This is a genomic window from Mycobacterium sp. SMC-16, from assembly GCF_046250085.1.
Taxonomy (GTDB): Bacteria; Actinomycetota; Actinomycetes; order Mycobacteriales; family Mycobacteriaceae; genus Mycobacterium; species Mycobacterium phocaicum.
This window is the reverse complement of sequence record NZ_CP176427.1, coordinates 1,083,979-1,100,646: the sequence shown is the minus strand read 5'-3', so window position 1 is coordinate 1,100,646 and position 16,668 is coordinate 1,083,979. Positions and strand designations below refer to the sequence as shown.

Genomic DNA, 16,668 nt, shown 5'->3' with positions numbered 1-16,668 from the left:
TCAACCAAAGGGAGCACATGTCCGACAACGATGTCGAGTACCGGATCGAGCACGACACCATGGGCGAGGTCCGGGTTCCGGTCAACGCCCTGTGGCGCGCGCAGACACAACGCGCCGTGGAGAACTTCCCCATCTCGTTCCGCGGCCTGGAGCGCACCCAGATCCGCGCGCTGGGTCTGCTGAAGGGCGCCTGCGCACAGGTCAACAAGGACCTGGGCCTGCTGGACCCCGACAAGGCCGACGCCATAATCGCCGCCGCCGGTGAGATCGCCGACGGTCTGCACGATGACCAGTTCCCCATCGACGTGTTCCAGACCGGCTCGGGCACCAGCTCGAACATGAACGCCAACGAGGTCATCGCCTCCATCGCGGCGCGCAACGGCGTCGAGGTCCACCCCAACGACCACGTCAACATGTCGCAGAGCTCCAACGACACCTTCCCCACCGCCACACACATCGCGGCAACGGAAGCCGCTGTGCGCCACCTGATTCCGGCCCTCGAGGTGCTGCACGAGTCGCTGGCCAACAAGGCCCGCGCGTGGCGCACCGTCGTCAAGTCCGGCCGTACTCACCTCATGGACGCGGTGCCCGTCACCCTGGGCCAGGAGTTCGGCGGCTACGCCCGCCAGATCGAGGCCGGCATCGAACGCGTCAAGGCGACATTGCCCCGCCTGGGTGAGCTGGCCATCGGCGGCACCGCCGTCGGCACCGGCCTGAACGCCCCTGACGGCTTCGGCTCCAAGGTCGTCGACGTGCTGGTGAACCAGACCGGCATCGCCGAACTGCGTACCGCCGCAGACTCTTTCGAAGCCCAGGCCGCCCGCGACGGACTCGTCGAGGCGTCCGGCGCGCTCAAGACCATCGCGGTGTCGCTGACCAAGATCGCCAACGACGTGCGCTGGATGGGCTCGGGCCCGCTGACCGGCCTCGGCGAAATCCAGCTGCCGGACCTGCAGCCGGGTAGCTCGATCATGCCGGGCAAGGTGAATCCTGTTCTGCCCGAAGCGGTTACCCAGGTGGCCGCGCAGGTCATCGGCAACGACGCGGCCGTCACCGTCGGCGGTCTGTCGGGCGCCTTCGAGCTGAACGTCTACATCCCGATGATGGCCCGCAACGTGCTGGAGTCCTTCACGCTGCTGTCCAACGTCTCGCGACTGTTCGCGTCCAAGTGCATCGACGGCCTCGTCGCCAACGAGGATCACCTGCGCACGCTGGCGGAGTCGTCGCCGTCGATCGTGACGCCGCTGAACTCGGCCATCGGCTACGAGGAGGCCGCCAAGGTCGCCAAGGAAGCCCTCAAGGAGAAGAAGACCATCCGGCAGACGGTCATCGACCGCGGCCTGATCGGCGAGAACCTCTCCCTGGCCGAGCTGGACAAGCGTCTCGACGTGCTGGCCATGGCGAAGGTCAAGGACGGCGAGTAGTTTTCTGCGCTGAGCCGCGAAGCCCCCAGAATCCCTGGATTCTGGGGGCTTCGTGTTTCGCCGGAATTCACGTCCAGGGTGCGTACAGATCGTCAGATCCGCGGGCGGGAGGCGCTGGCGGCACAGTCGCGAGGCTCCGCCCGCTGGGCACTCGACAAGCAAATGCCCTGTGCCCGTTGACTTTGCGGTTATGCAGACAAAGTTCGAGTAGCGCGGATCCTGAGCGCACGATCAACGCGAGGCCGACATTGATTCCGCGGCTACGGCGCAAAATCCCGAGTGGACATGACCGTGAGCGCAGGATCAATGGGACAGAACAGCCCGCTCGGCAGCCGCCAGCTCACATCGCAGGTGAAGCGAATGTGAACAGCTCCTTACTGGACAGATACTGCCGGGAAACGGGATTCGACCCGTGCGTTTGCAATTGTGTTGCAATGACGGCCGAGCTCACCGATTCGCACCGAGGTGCCCGGCTGGATGCCGTCCCGTGCATGACGCACGGCCGCTTCCACATGCCGCACACGCACACCGGCGAGCGGCTGCCCAAACCCCAGGCCGAGGTCCTCAAACTCGTGACGACAGCACCGGGTCAACGGAATGCCGATGTCCTGCAGGCCAAGTTGTTCATCGAACTGCTCGAGGACGAACTGGCCGAGTTGCACCTGCAACTGGCGGTGACGGAGCGCCGGGCGGCCAAGCAGGGCGCCGACAAGCATCTCGAGGTACTACGCGGGCGCATCGCCGATCTCCTGGCGATGGTCGACGCGATCGTCGACCGCTTCCCCACCGCGTAGCTCCGCCGCGAGTCAGCTCGTCAGATCGTGGCTCAGCAGATGCGTTGGCGCCCGAGTCGGGCGGAAAAAGTCCGTGAGTTCAATCGCGATGACCAACCACCGGTGGTGATTGAACCCAGGGACGTCCAGCGGCCGGAAAAGGTACCTGACTTCAGTCAGGGCAGCCACGCCCCACCACGATTGAAGCCACGTACATCTGATGCTCGAGGCACCCACGAATATGTCGCGGCCACTCAAAACGTTTCGGGTTGTCGATGCGAGCGCGTACCTGAAACCGCCCCGGCGTGACTACTGACCGTTGTTCGAGCCGCCGGAATTGGCACCCGGGATGTCGGTGATCGGGATGTTCGGCATCGGCGGCGGCGACGGGGTGTTGGGCAGCGTCGGAATCTCGGCCGGCGGGATGTCGGTCAGATCGTTGACCGGCGGGCCGTTCTCCCGGCTGCCGTAGCTGGTGCCCGGCTCGCGATGGCCGATCATGTGGCTGACCGTCACCAGGTGATAGCCGTTGGCCTTGAGCACCGGGATGAACTGCTGCACCAGGTCGACCGTCGACGAGTAGGTGTCGTGGAACAGGACCACCGAATTCGGCTTGATCTGCGTCATCAGCATGTAGCGGGTGGCCGCGGTGTTGGAGTCGTTGGCCCAGTCGAACGGGATGACGTCCCAGTTGATGTCGGCCAGGCCCTGCTTCTTGGCCTCGGCGAGCACCTGGTCATTGATCAGGCCGCCGGCGGTGCGCACCAGCTTCGGCCGCTGCCCGGTGGCCTTCTCGATGGCGTCGCCGGCCTTGCTGAACTGGCCCGCGATGAACTCCGGCGGGATGGTCGTCATGTTGGGGTGTTCCCAGGTGTGCTGACCGAGCTCCATGCCGGCCTCGACGACGCGCTTGGCGCCGTCGGGGTTGGCGGCGACCTTGTTGCCGATCTCGAAGAACGTCGCCTTGGCGTCGTTGTCCTGCAGGATTTTCAGCAGCCGGTCGGTGTACGGGCTGGGACCGTCGTCGAACGTGAGCGCGACGCACTTGTACTTGCTGCAGTCGACTTCGTCGGCCTTGGCGACATTGCCGGTCTGACACCCGACCACGACGATCGTCACACCGGCACACACGCCGAGGACGGTTCGCCAGTAGGGCCAGGCCTTGCTCTCGCGTCGCACCCAATCACCTTACCGACGCCGCGATTTGTGCACGAAAACCCGTGTTCAGCGCGGAAAATCGTGCACAAATCGCGGTCCGGCTCAGGTCACGGCAGGGTGCCGGGGCTGATCTCCTCGAGCATCTCGGTGACCAGCGCGGCAATCGGCGAGCGTTCGCTGCGCATCAGGGTGATGTGCGCGAACAGCGGGTGGCCCTTGAGCTTCTCGATCACCGCCGCGACACCGTCGTGCCGGCCGACACGCAGGTTGTCGCGCTGGGCGACATCGTGCGTGAGCACCACGCGGGAACCGGAGCCGAGGCGCGAGAGCACCGTCAGCAGCACGTTGCGTTCCAGCGACTGGGCCTCGTCGACGATGACGAACGAGTCGTGCAGCGAGCGGCCGCGAATATGCGTGAGCGGCAACACTTCCAGCATTCCGCGGGACAGCACCTCTTCCAGCACGGCCGGGCTGGCCAGGCCTTCGAGGGTGTCGAAGACGGCCTGCGCCCACGGGCCCATCTTCTCGCTCTCGCTGCCCGGCAGGTAGCCGAGGTCTTGTCCGCCAACGGCATACAGCGGCCGGAACACGACGACCTTGCGCTGGGTGCGGCGCTCGAGCACCGCTTCCAGGCCGGCGCACAGCGCCAGCGCCGACTTGCCGGTACCGGCTTTGCCACCGAGAGAGACGATGCCGACGGACTCGTCGAGCAGCAGATCGAGGGCGACGCGTTGTTCGGCTGACCTTCCCCGGAGGCCGAACACTTCGCGATCACCACGAACTACCTGCACGCGCTTCTCGGCGTTGACCCGCCCGAGCGCGTGCGATGTGCCACCGAGCAGCCGGATGCCGGTGTGGCACGGCAGATCCCGCGCTTCCAGCAGGTCGACCTCGCCGTCGGCGAACAGTGTGTCGATGTCTTCCGGGGCGGCGTCCATCTCGGTCATGCCGGTCCAGCCCGACGTGACGACGTCCTGCGCGTGGTACTCGTCGGCAGTCAGGCCCACCGCGCCGGCCTTGACACGCAGCGGAATGTCCTTGCTGACCAAGGTGACTCGCTTGCCCTCGGCGGCGAGGTTGGCGGCGCACGCGAGGATCCGGTGGTCGTTGGTGTCGGTGCGGAAGCCCGAGGGCAGCACCGACTGGTCGACGTGGTTCAGCTCAACCTGCAGCGAACCACCTTGCGTCCCAACAGGAATCGGCTGATCCAGTCGACCGTGTTCCAATCGCAAGTCATCGAACATGCGCAGGGCCTGCCGGGCGAACCAGCCCAGTTCGTGATGGTGGCGTTTACCCTCCAGCTCGCTGATGACCACCAGGGGGACAACCACTTCGTGCTCAGCGAAGCGCGTGCATGCCCAGGGATCGGACAGCAACACGGAGGTATCGAGCACGTAGGTACGGACCTGCGAATCAGACACGTGGCGCTCCTCGGCCCGTGCGGCCCCACACGAGTACTTCGGTGGACGCAGCGGTACCTGGACCGGGGCCGGTCCCAATCTCTAATCGGGTACCGCCCGGATAGCAGAGCAATTCGCTAGCCATCACCGGCGACGCTACCCCCGGCAACGGCCGCGCGCTCACTGGCGCGCCGTGACTCTTTTGTGACGTCTAGATGAACTGAGCGAGCGACGGTTCGTCGCTCAGCCCCCACGCCTTGATGCGGTCGGAGATGACGGTGCGCAGCGCCGTGGCGTCGAAGATGCCGGCGTCAGCAACGACCTGGACCTTGTCCTGGTAGGCGTCGATGTCCGCACCGATGACCTCGAGGCCGGCGGCCCGGGCCGCGATGGCGGCGATGGTCTCGTCGCGGTGCGTCTCCAGCAGGTGCGTGACGAGGTTGGCAAAGAACTCCTCGTGACGTTCTTCGTCGCGGGCTATGCGGCCGGCCATGGCGGCAAGCACGGGTTCCTCGATCTGGGCCTGCAGGTTGCGGGTGAAGACGGCGTGCGCACGCTCGAAGAACGCCATGAAGACCAGCGTCTCGATCTGGCTGTACTTGTCGGCGCGGTAGCCCTTCATGACGTGCTCGACGCGCACGTCCTCGTTGGCGGTCGGGTCGATCTGACGGGTGACGACCAGGTAGTTGCGCAGCGCGATGGCGTGCAGGTGCTCTTCGGCGGTCCAGCGACCCAGCCAGCGGCCCCACTTGTCCTCGAGGATGAAGTGCTCGACCAGTTCGCGGTGGTAGCCCGCGAGGTTGTCCTTGGTGATGAGCAGGATTTCCAGCGCATCGGTGACCGGCTTGGGCAGCGTGACGCTGGAGGCATCCCAGTCGGTGCCGCCGAGGAAGGCGAAGTTTTCACCCTGCTCGAACGGCACGTAGTCGTGGGCGTACCAGGCTTCCTCAGTCGCGAGGTGCCGGGACAGCTCGGTGTCCACCACGGGCTCGAGCTCGAGGGTCAGTGCGTTGGCAACCGGTTTCTCAGCCATGAAAGTAACTGTAACCCGAGTTCACATGTTTTTGAAATCTGCCCCGCCGGATACACAAGGGACCCACGACCAAAGTCTCTTGCTTCGAGGTCATAGGTCCCAGGTGCAGGCGTCAGATGCTCAGAGCGTCAGACCCGGGTACAGCGGGTTGGCGTCCAGCATCTCGGCCGAGGCCGCGCGGACGCGGTCGGCGGTGCCGTCGGCCAGCGTGTACTTCGCCTTCGACGGGCCGTTGGGGCCGGCGTCGGCGGAAGCGTTCTCGAGCACATCGACCACCAGCTCGGCGACCTTGTCGAACTCGTCGGCGCCGAAGCCGCGCGTGGTGAGCGCCGGGGTGCCGAAGCGGATACCGCTGGTGTACCAGGCGCCGTTCGGGTCGTTCGGGATGGCGTTGCGGTTGGTGACGACGCCGGCGTCCAGCAGTGCCGACTCGGCCTGCCGGCCGGTCAGACCGAACGACTGCACGTCCAGCAGCACCAGGTGGTTGTCGGTGCCGCCGGTGACCAGCGTCGCGCCGCGCTTGAGGAAGCCCTCGGCCAGCGCCTTGGCGTTGTCGGCGACGTTCTGGGCGTAGGTCCGGAACTCGGGCTGCCGGGCCTCGGCGAGCGCGACGGCCTTGGCGGCCATCACGTGCGACAGCGGGCCGCCGAGCACCATCGGACAACCCTTGTCGACGGCCGGGGCGTATTCCTCGGTCGCCAGGACCAGGCCACCGCGCGGGCCGCGCAGCGACTTGTGGGTCGTCGTGGTGGTGACGTGGGCGTGCGGCACCGGGTCCTCGTCGCCGGTGAACACCTTGCCGGCCACCAGGCCCGCGAAGTGGGCCATGTCGACCATCAGGGTGGCGCCGACCTCGTCGGCGATCTCGCGCATCTTGGCGAAGTTCACCCGGCGTGGGTAGGCCGAGTAGCCGGCGACGAGCACCAGCGGCTTGAACTCCCGGGCGGCGGCGGCGACGGCGTCGTAGTCGATGAGGCCGGTCTGCGCGTCGGTGCCGTAGCTGCGCTGGTGGAACATCTTGCCCGAGATGTTGGGGCGGAAGCCGTGCGTGAGGTGGCCGCCGGTGTCCAGCGACATACCCAGCAGACGCTGGTTGCCCAGCTTGTTGCGCAGCTTCTCCCAGTCCGCTTCGGACAGGTCGTTGACGTGCTTGGCGCCGAGCTCGGCCAGGCCGGGAGCCTCGATGCGGGTGGCCAGGATTGCCCAGAAGGCGACCAGGTTGGCATCGATGCCCGAGTGCGGCTGCGCGTAGGCGTACGGGGCGCCGAACAGCTCGCGGGCATGCTCGGCGGCCAGGGCCTCGACGGTGTCGACGTTCTGGCAGGCGGCGTAGAACCGGTGCCCGACGGTGCCCTCGGCGTACTTGTCGGAGAACCAGGTGCCCATGGTCAGCAGCACGGCCGGCGATGCGTAGTTCTCGCTGGCGATCAGCTTCAGCGAACTGCGTTGATCCTCAAGCTCTTTGCGGGTGGCCGCGGCGACCCGGGGCTCGACCTGCTCGATGACCCGCAGCGCCGCCTGGTAGGCCTCGCTGGCGGTGGCGGCGTACTCGGCACCCAGGCCGGCGTTGGACACGGAAGCGTCAGAGGTCATGCCCCCAGACTAATCCGCTGGTCGCATCGCTCCCGCCCCAGGGTGATGCCTAGCCGGGGTGCGGAAACGGCGGCTGGGCGGGCGCACGGCTACCGCTGAGCTTGGCGAACAGCACACACCACGCGACGGGCCCGGCGATGACGCAGGCCGACCACAGCGCCAGGCTCACGGTTTCCGACCAAGACGGCTCGCCGAGCAGTTTCATCAGGATCGACGACGTGGTGCCGCTGTCGCCGCCGTCGGCGCAGAACACGCCGAAGCCGAACATCGCCGACCACACGGTCACCTGCGCGCGGGTCTGGGCAGGGGTCAGCTCCCGCCCGGGCAGCTGCCGGATCATCCTGGTCGTCATCGTCAGACAGATCAGCAGCGCCGGCGAGACGAGGACGACGAACACCGTCATCCAGCCCAGCGGCGCCAACACGCCCCGCCCGATCGCCATCCACACCACCAACAAGACGTTGAGCGGCATGGCCTTTCCGGCGCTGTCGCGCCGCAGGGTCGCCACCGGCGGCTAACTCCGCAGTGACGACGGGATCAGCGGCTCGTCGAGCAGGCGGCCGAACCGCGTGGTGAGGCTGACGTCGGCGGGCCGGGCGTCGAGCCAGCCCCGCAGCAACCGGTACCCCTCGACGTAGGTCGACGTGTACGCGCGCCACAGCGGCGACGACAGGAACCGCATGGACTGCCGGGCCCGCTCCGGGCTGGTCAGCAGCCAGCGCTGCAGGAAGGCGACGACGTCGTCGGTGTCGCGGTGTTCGTCGTGCAGCATCAGTGCGGCGTCCTGGCGGACGTCGGCCAGCGCGGCGCTCGCCGTCGAGATCGCTTCGGCGCGTTCGCCGTCGAAGCGCAGGCCCAAGTCGGCGTAAATTTCCGAGGCCCACGCCCCCCAATCCGGACCGATGGCGGCGTACAGCGCCAGGTCCGCCAGCCCCTCGGCCATCAGGCACTGCGGCGTGTTGACCAGGAAGATCGTCTGCTCGGCCTGGCCGCCCAACTCGACGAGGCCGGCTTCTTTGCGGCAGTGCTCGGTGTGGTGGCCCGGGTACGACTCGTGCGCCACCAGCCGCGGCAGGTTCGACATCTGCTGCTTGAGGTCGGCGTTGACCGCGACCGTGGACCGGTAGTTGCCCTCGTAGTAGTTGAAGCCCGACCACGGCTTGTCGGTGACGATCTCGTAGTTGATGGTCTCGGCGTCCGGCAGCGGGAAGTCGGCGCGGACCCGGTCGCGCAGCGCGGACGAGAACGCGTGGATGCACTCCTCGAGGCGCTCGGGCGGAATCTCCTCACCGGAGCGGTGGGCCTGCATGCGCTCGACCAGCGGGCCGCTGCCGCCGAGCGCCTCGTCGAGCAGGCGATGCGCCTCGCGGTACTTGTCCTCGTCACCCTTGGTGATGTCGACATCGAAGTAGTCGCGGACCTCGTCGACGAAGCCGACGTCCTCCCCCGCGAACTTGCGCCCCGCGCAGTCCAGGGCCCGCAGATGTGCCTTCAGGTAATCCGCACGCTGCGCGTCCAACCCGGAGCCGTCGACCTCGCCGTGCAACCGGCGGGCCTGCCGGGCCAGCGTCGCGGGGTCCGGCGCGGGTTCGTCGGCGACCTGCTTGCGCAGTGCCGGCTCGCCCGTGAACGAGTCGACGTAGCCCTCCTCGATGCGGTCGAACCGCAGACCCAGCAGCAGGTATTCACGGATCAAGGCATCGGCGGCGGTGTCGGGAACCGGCATCGAGGTATGCCCAGTGCTCATACCCGCCCACGTTAGCCGGTACCCCCGCGTTCATCGCCCGGCAATGACTGCAAGACTGGGCACATGCCGCGGCCGAGCGAGCCGAGTCCCTACGTCGAGTTCGACAGGCGCCAATGGCGCGCGCTGCGTATGGCGACTCCCCTCAAACTCACAGCTCATGAGCTGCTGGGCCTGCGCGGTATGGGCGAGCAACTCGACCTGCTTGAAGTCGAAGAGGTCTACCTGCCCCTGGCCCGTCTGATCCACCTGCAGGTCGCCGCCCGGCAGCGCCTCTTCGCCGCGACCGCCGAGTTCCTCGGCGAACCGCAGCAGAACCCCGACCGTCCGGTGCCGTTCATCATCGGCGTGGCCGGCAGCGTCGCCGTCGGCAAGTCGACCACCGCGCGCGTGCTGCAGGCGCTGCTCGCCCGGTTCGGCCACCACCCGCGCGTCGACCTCGTCACCACCGACGGCTTCCTGTACCCGAACGCCGAGCTGATGCGGCGAAAGATCATGCACCGCAAGGGCTTTCCCGAGAGCTACGACCGCCGCGCGCTGATGCGGTTCGTCACCGCGGTCAAGTCGGGCGCCGACCAGGCGTCGGCCCCGGTGTACTCGCACCTGATCTACGACATCGTGCCCGGCGAGAAGGTCGTCGTCCGGCACCCCGACATCCTGATCATCGAGGGCCTCAACGTCCTACAGACCGGGCCGGCGCTGATGATCTCGGACCTGTTCGACTTCTCGGTGTACGTCGACGCCCGCATCGAGGACATCGAGCAGTGGTACGTGTCGCGGTTCCTCGCGATGCGGGCGGGCGCCTTCGCCAACCCGCAGTCGCACTTCCACCACTACTCGACGCTGACCGACGAGCAGGCCATCTTCGCCGCCCGCGACATCTGGCAGTCCATCAACCTGCCCAACCTGATCCACAACATCCTGCCGACCCGGCCCCGCGCCACGCTCGTGCTGCGCAAAGACGCCGACCACGCCATCAACCGGCTGCGCCTCCGCAAGCTCTAGACAGGGATTTGTGCACGATTTTCCGCGGTAGGCGCGGAAAATCGTGCACAAATCCCGGGGTGATCAGGCGCGGCGGACGCCCTGGTACTGCAACTCCGCCATCGCGAGCGTGTAGACGGCGCTGACGATCATCATGGCCACGCCCGTCGTCGTCAGCGGCCAGACATCGTCGACCACGGCCAGCACCGCGGCGATGGTGAAGACGACGTTGGCGATCGCCACCGCGATACCGGGACGACGCACCGCCGCCATGGTCGAGAGTCCGTAGACGCCGACGCCGTAGACGACGAGCACGGCGGCGAGCACATAGACGGCCGGCTGCGGGATGCCCGACTCCGATGCGATGGCGCCGGCCGCGGCCGCCAGGATAACGCCGCCGGTGCCGCTGATGAGCGCGTCGGCCCGCAGTGCCAGCCGCAGCAGGCGGTCAGAGCGGACGCGGGCGGGTGCGGTGATGGTGGTCATGGAGTTTCCTTTCGTTGGTGGGGGTGGTGAAGGCCGGCGCGGGGACGTCAACTGCAACCTCTTTCAGCGACGCCCCCGCCCGGCGGGAAAGGAGTCACGCCAGACGGCGTACTCCGAGGTATTGCAGCCAGGCGCAGCCCAGGCCCACGGCCATGACCGCGAGCACCAGGACGTTGCCCGCCGCGGTCAGCGGCAGCACTCCGGAGGCCAGCACACCCAGCACCGCGACGGTGCCGATCAGATTGCCGATCAGCACGCCGGTCCCGACGCGCCGAATCCTGGGCACGGCGGCCAGGACGTAAAGAGCAAATCCCCAAACGACCAGCACCGCGCCGATGACCCATTCGGACGTCGCCGACAGCCCCGACAACCGGGACAGCGGATCGGCGGTGAACGCCATCAGCAGGCCGGTGAGCGAGCACAGCGTGCCGTCGACGCGGAGGCCGAAACGGAGCAGGGAATCGGAGCTGTCGGACAGTGGTCGGGTGTGGAGCCCTGGGTTGATTGCGGTCATGGCGGTCGCTCCTTGCGGTGCCGGTTGGGGGACACCCATGACACTGCTCGAACCGGGCTGCCCGGTCTGCACCAAACGCTGCCGATTACTGCCAGGCACTGCCAACCGCAGGTCAGCGACCCTTGCGGCCTACGTCAGCGTAGAGACCGGGGTACCGCGCAGGTCGGCGGCGATCACCCGGGCCGCCGCGTTCTGCCAGTTGTGCAGCGACCGCTGCGGCACCTCGGTGACGAACCATTGCCACGCCTGCCGGGCCACCGGGTCGAGCCCGGCCGCCGTGGCGTTCTGCGCGTAGGCCCGCACCCCGACGACGTACGGGAAGTACAGCGAGTTGTAGTGCCGCCACTGCTCGGTGGTGCCGAAGTCGCCGCCGTCGCGGGGTTTGAGCGCCGCGATGCGATCGGCCAGCAAATCCTTGAGTTCGTTGGCGCGCTCCAGCGGCTGGTCGGGTGCGCCGCGGCGGGCGAGTCTGTCATCGATGACGGGCAGCGTCGTCAACGGCGAGGCGACGAGCTTGGAGAGGTCGGCGTAGTGGCCGAGTGCGCGCCGGGTGAGGCGGACGAACGTCTCGTCATCGATGTGGTCCAGCGGGTTCGTAGCCCGCAGCGGCAGTGCAGCTTCGGTGCGACGCAGTGCGGCGCGGTCGGCCCGCAGGTCCGGCTCGCGCGCGAAGGCCAGCCGGTCCAGCAGCCCGGACAGCGGGTCGGCCAGGACGTTGATGGCGATGGCCACCGCGAGGCTGGTGAACAACAACACCATCAGCGCCAGATGCTCGCCCGTGACCGCCAGGCCGATCAGCACCTGGCCACCGAACAGCACCGACACCGCCATGCTGCCGACCAGCGAGCGGCGCATCCCCGCGCGCAGGGCCTGCCCTTCGTCGAAGGCGTCCCACCACGCCACCGCGATGCCCAGCAGCAGCACGTCGAAGGCCGCGGACGCCAGTACCAGCCAACTGGGCAACAAGCCCAGCGGAATGAGCAGGATCGCATTGCCGAGCCCGAAGAACAACGTCGCCGCCACCACCGGCGGGACGATCTTGCGCGACGACGCACCACGGCGCAGCCGTCGTACCGCCAGCACGAGCGCACCGAACGCCGACAGCGCGATGGCCCCGACCATGACCCAGTGCCCGGGCCGCAGCGGCGGGTGCACACCCCCGGAAATCCCGGCCCCGACCAGCGCGATGGCCGCCACCGTCGCCACCGCCACGAAACCCCACCGGCTCCGCGCCGAGTCCACGGGCCGGGACAGCTCGAGCAGCACGGTGAGCCAGGCGATGCCGGGCAGCACCGCCAGGTACGCCTCGATGTGACTGAGCGGGCCGGTCGGAGCGTCGCCGGCCAGCCGGATCGCGTCGACTGCGACCACCACGGCGAAGCTGCACAACCCGAACGCAGTCCACGCCAGCATGGGCTTGCGGGGATCCCGCGCGAGCAGGTACAGCCCCAGCCACCAGCTCAGGGCGAAGACCACTGCCGACAGCGCAGCCATGTCTTCAGTTTGGCACGAACGCTATTTGCCGTAGCGGCGGTTGCGCAGCGTGTAGTCACGCAGCGCGCGCAGGAAGTCCACCCGCCGGAAGGCGGGCCAGTGTGCGTCGGTGAACCACATCTCCGAATAGGCGCTCTGCCACAACAGGAATCCGCTGAGCCGCTGCTCCCCCGACGTGCGGATGACGAGGTCGGGGTCGGGCTGGCCCGAGGTGTAGAGATTCTCGGAGATGCCGTCGACGGTCACGGCCTCGATGAGTTCCTCGGCCGTCGCGCCGTTGGCGAGCTCCTTGCTCAGCAGGGTGCGCACGGCGTCGGCGATCTCCTGCCGGCCGCCGTAGCCGACGGCGACGTTGACGTGGAACGACCCGGCACCGGTGCGCGCGGCCGTCGACTCCACGGCGTCGCGCAGCCGCTTGGCCGGCTCCTCGCCGAGCAGCTCCAGGTCGCCGACGGTCCGCACGGTCCAGTGCTTGTCGGGCGCGCAGATCTCTTCGACGACGTCGGTGATGATCTCGATCAGCGGCGCCAGCTCCTGCGGGTCGCGCTGCAGGTTCTCGGTGGAGAGCAGGTAGATCGTCGCCATCTCGATACCGGCCTGCTGGCACCAGCGCAGCACCTCGGCGATCTTGGCCGCCCCCATGAGATAGCCGTAGCTGACGTCGTCGTGACCAGCCTCACGTGCCCAGCGCCGGTTCCCGTCGCACAACACCGCAATGTGGCGTGGCAGTTGCGCTTTCGAGTGCGCAAGCTCCTGACGCAGCCGCAGCTCATAGAGCCGGTACGCCGGTTCCTTGAGACGCGGGGGAATGATGTCCACGAGAAACCAGACTACTGTGGACGCCTGGGTATCCCATGGCTGTTAGTGGAGGAACGTTGTCCGCTCCGAGCGATACAGGTCCGGCCGCCACCGACCCGGCTAACGCACCGTCGAACATGACCAAGCCGTACCGCGCCGCCGCGGTGCTCCGGCAGGCGGATTCACTGCCCGACGTGGTGGTGGAAAGCGTCGTCGAATTCCTCGGCAAGCCGCGCGCCCGCGGCTGGATTCACGTCTATTCGGCGGTGGTCGCGTTCTTTGCCGGTGCCGCACTGGTTTCGGTGTCGTGGGCCATGCAGGGCACGCGCGCCGGTTTGGCGACGTTGCTCTACACCTTCACCATCGTCGCGATGTTCACCGTCAGTGGCACCTATCACCGGGTGAACTGGAAGTCGGAGAAATCGCGCACCTGGATGAAGCGCATGGATCACTCGATGATCTTCATCTTCATCGCCGGCAGTTATACGCCTTTCGCGCTGCTCGCGGTGCGCACCGACGGCTGGCTGTTGTTCTGGATCGTCTGGAGCGGGGCGCTGGCCGGCGTGGCCCTCAAGATGCTGTGGCCGACGGCGCCGCGCTGGCTCGGCGTGCCGCTGTACATCCTGTTGGGCTGGGTCGCGGCCTGGTTCATCGGGCCCATCCTGGAGGGCGCGGGCGTCACGGCGGTCGTGCTGTTGATCGTCGGCGGCGCGCTGTACTCGATCGGCGGCGTGCTCTACGCGCTCAAGTGGCCCAACCCGTGGCCGCGGACGTTCGGGCACCACGAGTTCTTCCACGCCTGCACCGCGGTGGCGGCCATCTGCCACTACATCGCGATGTGGTTCGCCGTCTTTTCCGGGTGATTTGTGCACGATTTTCCGCGCTCACCGCGGAAAATCGTGCACAAATCGCTCAGAGCTGGGTGACGTTCGCCGGGCCCCAGTACGCCTTCATCGAGGTGATCTTGGCGTCGGCGTCGAAGTTCATGGTGCTGATGATGTCGATGCGCATGGCGCTGTTGACGGTCAGGGTCCAGTAGAACGCGGCCTCGTGGCCGCAGACCCGCAGCGTGTGCAGTTCGTGGGAGTTCTTGGTGCCCGCGATGTTCGAGTAGAAGCCGTGGATCGTCTGGCGGCCGACGTGCACCTCACCGCCGACCGGGTCCTCGATGGCGGCATCGACGGCGTACAGCTCCGCGATCCCGTCGGCGTCGGCGACGTCGACGAGGTCCAGATAGCGGTTGACGTTTTCGGTGATCTGCTCAGCGCTGGGCATGCGCCGCACGCTACACGGCCGCGCCGAGGGCAGCGCCGAGATCCCCCGCCGTCGTCACCGGAAGGTCACACGCCTGGCCACGGCAGACGTACGCGGCGTCCTGGCCGTGCACGCGGCCACGTCCGTCGAGCAGCGTCGACGACCCCTCGGCACCACCGACGACGATGGCGCCACCGGGCGCGAATCTGCGTGCCGCACCGAGCAATTCCGAGTCCGGACCGGTGCAGGCCACCGCGATCTGAATGGGGCCGCGGACGGCCGCTTCCGTGACCGCCAGCCAGTGGCCACCGCCGCGTGGCGAGCGGGCCAGGATGGGGGTTGCCGACGCCAGTGTGGCGGCGGCCGCATCGAGGTACCGCTCGGGTTCGGCGGCCAGGTGCGCGAACGTCAGCAGCGCCTCGGCGACCAACGACGCACCCGACGGCGTCGCCCCGTCGACCGGGTCGGCGGGGCGCACCAGCAGGGCCTCGGCGTCATCCGCGGTGTCGAACCAGCGGCCACCGCGGTCCGGGTCGGCGAAGTGCGTCAGCGCGGTGTCGAGCAGACCGTGCGCGGCCGTCAGCCAGCTGTCATCGCCGGTCACCTGATGCAGCGTCAGCAGGCCCGTCGCGAGCGCCGCGTAGTCCTCCAGGATCCCGACGCTGTCGCCGACGACGCCGCCGAGGCTGGCCCGGCGCAGCCGGCCGTCGACCAGATGCAGATCCAGCAGCCGGCGGGCGCAACCCGTTGCGGCAGCGAGGAATTCGGGCTTGCCGAGTGCGACGGACGCCTCCGCGAGCGCCGTGATGGCGAAGCCGTTCCAGGCGGTGACGATCTTGTCGTCGCGTCCCGGCTGCGGCCGCAGCGCCCTGGCTGCCATCAACTTCGCGCGAACCTGCTCGAAGCGGGCGGCGTCGTCGGGGTCGGTCAGCAGCTGCAGCACCGAGCTGCCGTGCTCGAACGTGCCGGCCTCGGTGACTTCGAAAAGCGCAGCGGCCCAAAGCCCGTCGTCGTTGCCCAGCACCGACACCAGCTCCGCCGGCGTCCACACGTATGTCAGGCCCTCGTGCCCGGCGGTGTCGGCGTCCAGCGACGAGACGAACATGCCGCCGTCGCCGAGGTCGTCGATGATGAACCGCGCCGTCTCGTCGGCCACCTTGCGGGCCAACGGGTTTCCGGTCAACCGTGCCCAGTGGGCGTACACCCGCAACAGCAATCCGTTGTCGTACAACATCTTTTCGAAGTGCGGCACCACCCACGACGCGTCGACGCTGTACCGGGCGAAGCCGCCCGCCAGTTGGTCGTAGATGCCGCCGCGCGCCATCGCGGCACCTGTGCGTTCCACGGCGTCGAGGCCCGAACCGGTGCGTTCATGGTGCCGCAGCAGGGCTTCCAGCAATGCCGACGGCGGGAACTTCGGCGCCCGGCCGAAGCCACCGCGGGCATGGTCCTCGTCGCGCAGCACCGCGGCGACGGCGTGGTCACACAGCTCGGGTGACGGGACCGGGCCACCTGAGGGCAGCGCGGACGACATCTTGCGCAGCTCCGTGGCGATCTGGTCGGATGCCTGCTCGACCTCGTCCCGCCGGTTCTGCCAGGTGTCGGTCACCGCCGAAAGCAGCTGCAGGAAGCTGTCTTTCGGGTAGTACGTGCCGCAGAAGAAGGGCCGGCCGTCGGGCGTCAGGAAGCACGTCATGGGCCAGCCGCCCTGGCCCGTCATCGCGACCGTGGCGTTCATGTAGATGGCGTCGAGGTCGGGACGTTCCTCCCGGTCGACCTTGATGCACACGAAGTTCTCGTTCGTCACCGCAGCCACGTCGTGGTCCTCGAAGGACTGGTGCGCCATCACATGGCACCAGTGGCAGGCGGCATAGCCGATGGACAGCAGGATCGGCACGTCGCGGGCCGCGGCCTCGGCCAGGGCCTCCGGCGTCCACTGCTGCCAGTGCACCGGGTTGTCGGCGTGCTGGCGGAGGTAGGGGCTGGTGGCGGAGCCGAGCGTGTTGGCCATAC

16 protein-coding genes are annotated in these 16,668 nt (G+C 67.9%); 4 read left to right on the top strand and 12 right to left on the bottom strand.

Annotated elements, in window-relative coordinates:
- Window positions 1–17 precede the first annotated feature (17 nt).
- Both ACJEIK_RS05325 and ACJEIK_RS05320 read left to right on the top strand, forming a co-directional pair.
- The gene (locus tag ACJEIK_RS05325) at window positions 18–1,424 is read left to right on the top strand and encodes a class II fumarate hydratase (RefSeq protein WP_061001747.1); all 1,407 of its coding nucleotides are present in this window, start codon (window positions 18–20) and stop codon (window positions 1,422–1,424) included.
- A 434-nt stretch (window positions 1,425–1,858) separates the two neighbouring features.
- Complete coding sequence (locus ACJEIK_RS05320) at window positions 1,859–2,218, top strand: hypothetical protein (RefSeq protein WP_064860364.1); 360 nt, start codon at window positions 1,859–1,861, stop codon at window positions 2,216–2,218.
- Between the two features lie 288 nt (window positions 2,219–2,506).
- Here ACJEIK_RS05320 and ACJEIK_RS05315 read toward each other — a convergent pair whose 3' ends face one another.
- The 6 genes from ACJEIK_RS05315 to ACJEIK_RS05290 all read right to left on the bottom strand — a co-directional run bounded on the left by ACJEIK_RS05315 (window position 2,507) and on the right by ACJEIK_RS05290 (window position 9,128).
- On the bottom strand, window positions 2,507–3,376 hold the full coding sequence (locus tag ACJEIK_RS05315; RefSeq protein WP_061001750.1) for a polysaccharide deacetylase family protein: 870 nt from the start codon (window positions 3,374–3,376) through the stop codon (window positions 2,507–2,509).
- Window positions 3,377–3,462: 86 nt separating this feature from the next.
- On the bottom strand, window positions 3,463–4,776 hold the full coding sequence (locus ACJEIK_RS05310; RefSeq protein ID WP_061001774.1) for a PhoH family protein: 1,314 nt from the start codon (window positions 4,774–4,776) through the stop codon (window positions 3,463–3,465).
- A 190-nt stretch (window positions 4,777–4,966) separates the two neighbouring features.
- The gene (locus tag ACJEIK_RS05305; RefSeq protein ID WP_061001751.1) at window positions 4,967–5,788 is read right to left on the bottom strand and encodes an acyl-ACP desaturase; all 822 of its coding nucleotides are present in this window, start codon (window positions 5,786–5,788) and stop codon (window positions 4,967–4,969) included.
- Between the two features lie 120 nt (window positions 5,789–5,908).
- Window positions 5,909–7,381, bottom strand: coding sequence for a glycine hydroxymethyltransferase (locus ACJEIK_RS05300; RefSeq protein WP_409431155.1), 1,473 nt, complete (start codon window positions 7,379–7,381; stop codon window positions 5,909–5,911).
- Window positions 7,382–7,430: 49 nt separating this feature from the next.
- Window positions 7,431–7,889 (bottom strand): hypothetical protein, encoded by a 459-nt coding sequence (locus ACJEIK_RS05295; protein ID WP_133425518.1) that lies wholly within the window; start codon window positions 7,887–7,889, stop codon window positions 7,431–7,433.
- A gap of 6 nt (window positions 7,890–7,895) precedes the next feature.
- Window positions 7,896–9,128, bottom strand: a complete 1,233-nt coding sequence (locus tag ACJEIK_RS05290; RefSeq protein WP_110783765.1) for a DUF885 domain-containing protein — start codon at window positions 9,126–9,128, stop codon at window positions 7,896–7,898.
- Between the two features lie 63 nt (window positions 9,129–9,191).
- Between ACJEIK_RS05290 and coaA the strand changes: the two genes are divergently transcribed.
- Entirely contained in the window at window positions 9,192–10,130 is a 939-nt protein-coding gene (gene coaA / locus ACJEIK_RS05285) for a type I pantothenate kinase (RefSeq protein WP_061001757.1), read from the top strand.
- Window positions 10,131–10,193: 63 nt separating this feature from the next.
- Here the strand turns inward: coaA and ACJEIK_RS05280 are convergent, their stop codons facing one another.
- The 4 genes from ACJEIK_RS05280 to ACJEIK_RS05265 form a co-directional block, all read right to left on the bottom strand.
- Window positions 10,194–10,595 (bottom strand): hypothetical protein, encoded by a 402-nt coding sequence (locus ACJEIK_RS05280; RefSeq protein WP_061001758.1) that lies wholly within the window; start codon window positions 10,593–10,595, stop codon window positions 10,194–10,196.
- 94 nt (window positions 10,596–10,689) lie between these two features.
- Window positions 10,690–11,109 (bottom strand): hypothetical protein, encoded by a 420-nt coding sequence (locus ACJEIK_RS05275; RefSeq protein ID WP_061001759.1) that lies wholly within the window; start codon window positions 11,107–11,109, stop codon window positions 10,690–10,692.
- A 129-nt stretch (window positions 11,110–11,238) separates the two neighbouring features.
- Window positions 11,239–12,603 (bottom strand): hypothetical protein, encoded by a 1,365-nt coding sequence (locus ACJEIK_RS05270; protein WP_406784775.1) that lies wholly within the window; start codon window positions 12,601–12,603, stop codon window positions 11,239–11,241.
- Between the two features lie 21 nt (window positions 12,604–12,624).
- Entirely contained in the window at window positions 12,625–13,422 is a 798-nt protein-coding gene (locus ACJEIK_RS05265) for a (2Z,6E)-farnesyl diphosphate synthase (protein WP_061001760.1), read from the bottom strand.
- A 116-nt stretch (window positions 13,423–13,538) separates the two neighbouring features.
- Between ACJEIK_RS05265 and trhA the strand changes: the two genes are divergently transcribed.
- The gene (gene trhA, locus ACJEIK_RS05260; RefSeq protein WP_061001761.1) at window positions 13,539–14,264 is read left to right on the top strand and encodes a PAQR family membrane homeostasis protein TrhA; all 726 of its coding nucleotides are present in this window, start codon (window positions 13,539–13,541) and stop codon (window positions 14,262–14,264) included.
- A 49-nt stretch (window positions 14,265–14,313) separates the two neighbouring features.
- Here trhA and ACJEIK_RS05255 read toward each other — a convergent pair whose 3' ends face one another.
- A complete protein-coding gene (locus tag ACJEIK_RS05255; RefSeq protein WP_061001775.1) occupies window positions 14,314–14,676 on the bottom strand; it encodes a nuclear transport factor 2 family protein in 363 nt (120 codons plus the stop codon).
- Between the two features lie 10 nt (window positions 14,677–14,686).
- The gene (locus tag ACJEIK_RS05250) at window positions 14,687–16,666 is read right to left on the bottom strand and encodes a thioredoxin domain-containing protein (RefSeq protein ID WP_061001762.1); all 1,980 of its coding nucleotides are present in this window, start codon (window positions 16,664–16,666) and stop codon (window positions 14,687–14,689) included.
- Window positions 16,667–16,668: the final 2 nt, after the last annotated feature.